Origin of the sequence: Bradyrhizobium altum (assembly GCF_020889705.1) — a bacterium.
Lineage (GTDB): Bacteria > Pseudomonadota > Alphaproteobacteria > Rhizobiales > Xanthobacteraceae > Bradyrhizobium > Bradyrhizobium altum.
In genome coordinates this window covers 1-3,477 of record NZ_JACMYP010000460.1, presented here as the reverse complement: position 1 = coordinate 3,477, position 3,477 = coordinate 1, and the positions used below count along the sequence as shown (strand labels likewise).

Annotated in this window: 4 protein-coding genes and 1 pseudogene; 3 read left to right on the top strand and 2 right to left on the bottom strand. The window is 66.3% G+C overall.

The genetic code is table 11. The annotated features are described in order from the left end of the window. Positions 1–106 precede the first annotated feature (106 nt). Entirely contained in the window at positions 107–553 is a 447-nt protein-coding gene (locus H8B02_RS46180; RefSeq protein ID WP_229172353.1) for an NfeD family protein, read from the top strand. A gap of 142 nt (positions 554–695) precedes the next feature. On the opposite strand, the gene H8B02_RS46175 is transcribed toward H8B02_RS46180, so the two are convergent. After that, a complete protein-coding gene (locus H8B02_RS46175; RefSeq protein ID WP_229172352.1) occupies positions 696–1,031 on the bottom strand; it encodes a winged helix-turn-helix transcriptional regulator in 336 nt (111 codons plus the stop codon). 89 nt (positions 1,032–1,120) lie between these two features. Here H8B02_RS46175 and H8B02_RS46170 point away from each other — a divergent pair, with 89 nt between their 5' ends. Then, complete coding sequence (locus tag H8B02_RS46170) at positions 1,121–1,660, top strand: carboxymuconolactone decarboxylase family protein (protein WP_229172351.1); 540 nt, start codon at positions 1,121–1,123, stop codon at positions 1,658–1,660. A 133-nt stretch (positions 1,661–1,793) separates the two neighbouring features. On the opposite strand, the gene H8B02_RS46165 is transcribed toward H8B02_RS46170, so the two are convergent. Further along, positions 1,794–2,804 carry a KpsF/GutQ family sugar-phosphate isomerase gene (locus tag H8B02_RS46165; RefSeq protein WP_229172350.1) on the bottom strand — a complete coding sequence of 337 codons (1,011 nt, stop codon included), beginning with the start codon at positions 2,802–2,804 and terminating at the stop codon, positions 1,794–1,796. A gap of 273 nt (positions 2,805–3,077) precedes the next feature. Here H8B02_RS46165 and H8B02_RS46160 point away from each other — a divergent pair. Further along, positions 3,078–3,477: pseudogene (locus H8B02_RS46160) on the top strand (outer membrane beta-barrel protein); the annotation flags it as partial.

Sequence of the window (3,477 nt, the reverse complement as noted above, 5' to 3'; positions counted from 1 at the left end):
CACGGCGCGGTTCGGTGCCGCCGGCAGGTCCAACGCCGCCACCGCCGGTGCCGCCGCAGCGATGAGGGCGTGACGGCGTCATGCCCGCAATGTGAGAGGTCACGTCATGACCGAAATGTTTTCGACATTGGGTACCTGGAACTGGCTGATCTTCGGCTTCATCCTGATGGCGCTGGAGCTCGCGGCGCCCGGGGTATTCCTGTTCTGGCTCGGGCTCGCGGCGCTGCTGGTGGGCCTGCTGTCGTTCGTCTTCACGCCGTCCTGGCAGACGCAGCTCCTGATGTTCGCGGTGTTCGCCGCGCTGGCGGTGCCGGCGTGGCGGCATTTTGCCAGGGGCGCGACCGAGGCGAGCAAGACCAATCCGTTCCTCAACCGCCGCAACGAAGCCCTGGTCGGCCGCGAATTCACGCTGGAGAAGCCGATCGTCGATGGATCAGGCACGGTGCGGATCGACGACACGGTCTGGCGCGTCGCCGGCCCCGATGCGCCGGCCGGCAGCCGGGTGAAAGTGGTCCGCGCCGATGGCGCGAGCCTGACGGTGGCCGCAGTCTAGCTGCCGCCATGCTTGCTCCAGTAGTCCGTAGCCCGGGTGAGCCAACGGGTCGCGCGCCCGATGACAGGCTCCGCGATACCCGGGAAACCGGCCCCGCATATCGCTCCGCTCATGCGGGCTACACACTGACGGTCGCCGAGCTCTAGCTGCCACCCTGCTTGCTCCAGCGCTCGGCGAAGCGACTGAGCGGGGTGAAGGTTTGGAACAGCTCCCGGCCGAGCGCGGTGAGGCCGTAGCCATCATCAGTCAGCTCGACGAACCCGGCCTCGCGCAGCTCGGTCAACCGCGTCTGCAGGATCGTCGGTGAGGCCTCGTCGCAGGCGGTGCGCAGCGCACGCGAGGTCAGCGCGCCCTCGCGCAGCTCCCAAATGATGCGCAAGGTCCAGCGCCGTCCCAACAGATCGAGCAGCGCCATGATCGGGCGGCCGCTCCGCGAGCCGCGGACGCCGGGTTTTGCGGTTGGAGCCTGCTTCGCCATGTCGCAAATCCCTTTTGAATCTCTCTTGCGTCGGTCGCTACAGATATTGTAGCGTGGCGCTACATTAAATGTAGCAACGAGATCAGCCCATGTCACGCATCGCGCCGCTCGATCCGCCCTATGCGGCGGACGTTCAACAGCATTTCGACCGCATCATGCGCGGCAAGCCGCCGCTGGTGCTGTTCCGCATGATGGCCGGCCATCCGCGCGCCTGGGAGAAGTTTCGCGGTGGCAGCCTGCTCGATCGCGGACCGCTGCCCTTGCGGGACCGCGAGATCGCGATCGACCGCACCTGCGCGCTCAATGCATGCGAATATGAATGGGGCGTGCATGTCACTGCGTTCGGCGCCGCCGCCGGGCTGTCGGAGCAGCAGGTCCATGCCACAGTGCGTGGTGCGGCCGATGCCGACTGCTGGTCGCCGGCCGAACAGGCGATGATCGCCGCTGTCGATGCGCTGCACGCGCGCGCGACGCTGGATGACGCGGAATTCGCGGCATTGTCGGCGCATTATGATGACGATCAGGTGCTGGAGATCATCCTGCTGTGCGGCTTCTACCGCACCGTCTCCTACCTCGCCAACGCGCTGGCGCTGCCGCTGGAGGCGACCGCGGCGCGGTTTCCGAGGTAATCATCGTCATTCCCCGATGCGCAATTGCGCATCTGAGGGCGACGCGAAGCGGCGAGCCCGGAATCCATAACCACCATCGTGAGTATGGATTTCGGGCTCGCGCCAAGAGGCGCGCCTCGGAATGACAAAAGGTCTACGCCACGCCCGCGCGCAGCAGATCGTGCAGATGGATGATGCCGACCGGCTTCTTCGCATCGGTCACGATCAGCGTCGTGATCTTCGAGGCGTTGAGCAGCTCCAGCGCTTCGCCGGCCAGCGTGTCGCGGCCGATCGTCTTCGGGGTCTTGGTCATCACCTCGTCGACCGACAGCGTCAAAAGCTCGGGGCGCGTCAGCTGCCGGCGCAGATCGCCGTCGGTGACGATGCCGACGAGATGGCCATGGCGGTCGACGATGCCGACGCAGCCAAAGCCCTTCGAAGTCATCTCGACCAGCGCGTCCGACATCCTGGTGCCGAGCGGCTTCAGCGGCAGCGCCTCGCCGCTGTGCATCAAGTCGCGGGCAAATTTCAGCAGCGCGCCGAGCTTGCCGCCCGGATGCAGCACGCTGAAATCGGTCGAGGTGAAGCCGCGGCCTTCGAGCAGCGCGATCGCCAGCGCATCGCCGAGCGCCAGCATCATCAGCGAGGACGTGGTCGGCGCCAGATTATGCGGGCAGGCCTCGCGCGCCTTCGGCAGCGTTAGCTGCACGTCGGCCGCCTTGCTCAGCGTCGAGTCCTTGTCGGCGGTCATCGCGATCAGCGGGATGCCGAAGCGCGCGGCATAGGCGATCAGATTGCGCATCTCCGGCTGCTCGCCGGACCATGACAGCGCCAGGATCGCGTCGTCGGCGGTGATCATGCCGAGATCGCCGTGGCTGGCTTCGGCGGTGTGCACGAAGAACGCCGGCGTGCCGGTCGAGGCGAAGGTCGCGGCGATCTTGCGGCCGATATGGCCCGACTTGCCGAGCCCGGTCACGATCAGCCGCCCCTTGGCCTTGCGGATCAGCTCGGCCGCCGCCGTGAACGCCGCGCCGAGGTCGGCCTTGAGTGCCGCTGAGAGCGCAGCGACGCCGCTTGCTTCGGCATCGAGGGTGCGGAGCGCCGACTGAACGGCGCCGTCATCGGGGCCGGATGATTTGGTCATCAGCGGTTTCGGTTTGGCCATTTCGAATTCCAGAGGAGGGGTTTTGCACCCGGCCGTCTCCCTTAGCACGTTCGATTCCGCGATGCGACGCGCGGCGGCGGATCCTCAACGGCTCATTAACCATAATTGTTTTAACTCCATTAAGGACGTTTTTCGCCGCCCGGCGGGATGCGTACGTCAAGTGCATGGATTCGTTGGGGTATTTCCATCGTGTGGCGGCGGCCAGCAAGCGGCCCAAATCGGCGCGGATGCTTCATTCGCGTGGTTTTGCCATGCCTTTTGCTGACTCCTGCATTGACCGCGACCACCGGGCTCGCCAACGCCCAGACCGTGACGCCGGATCTGTTCAGCCCGAACCGGCAGAGCCAGGTGATCACCCAGGATTCGCCGCTGCGCCGGACCACGGCCGATGCCATGGATCCGCTCAACGGCTTGAGGCTGCCCGACGCCGATCCCGGCCGGCGCGCCTCGTCATCGTCGACATCAACATCGGAGCGCGTCGGACAGGTCCCGACCTACGGTCTTCCTGCCGCCAACGGCGCGGCGACATCAGGCTATGACTCGCTCAATCGGAAGCGGCTGAAGCCGAAATATTATCCGGGCCAGGCCAAGCCGAAGCCGCCGCCGGGACCCGGGTCGCCGGTGCCCACGCCACAGCCGTTGACCGCGGCCGGGCAATTGCGGCTGTCGATCC

What these genes read in the sequence shown, in the direction of transcription:
- H8B02_RS46180 (WP_229172353.1), top strand. Translation starts at nt 107, where the DNA reads ATGACCGAAATGTTTTCGACATTGGGTACCTGGAACTGGCTGATCTTC.
- H8B02_RS46175 (WP_229172352.1), bottom strand. Translation starts at nt 1,031, where the DNA reads ATGGCGAAGCAGGCTCCAACCGCAAAACCCGGCGTCCGCGGCTCGCGG.
- H8B02_RS46170 (WP_229172351.1), top strand. Translation starts at nt 1,121, where the DNA reads ATGTCACGCATCGCGCCGCTCGATCCGCCCTATGCGGCGGACGTTCAA.
- H8B02_RS46165 (WP_229172350.1), bottom strand. Translation starts at nt 2,804, where the DNA reads ATGGCCAAACCGAAACCGCTGATGACCAAATCATCCGGCCCCGATGAC.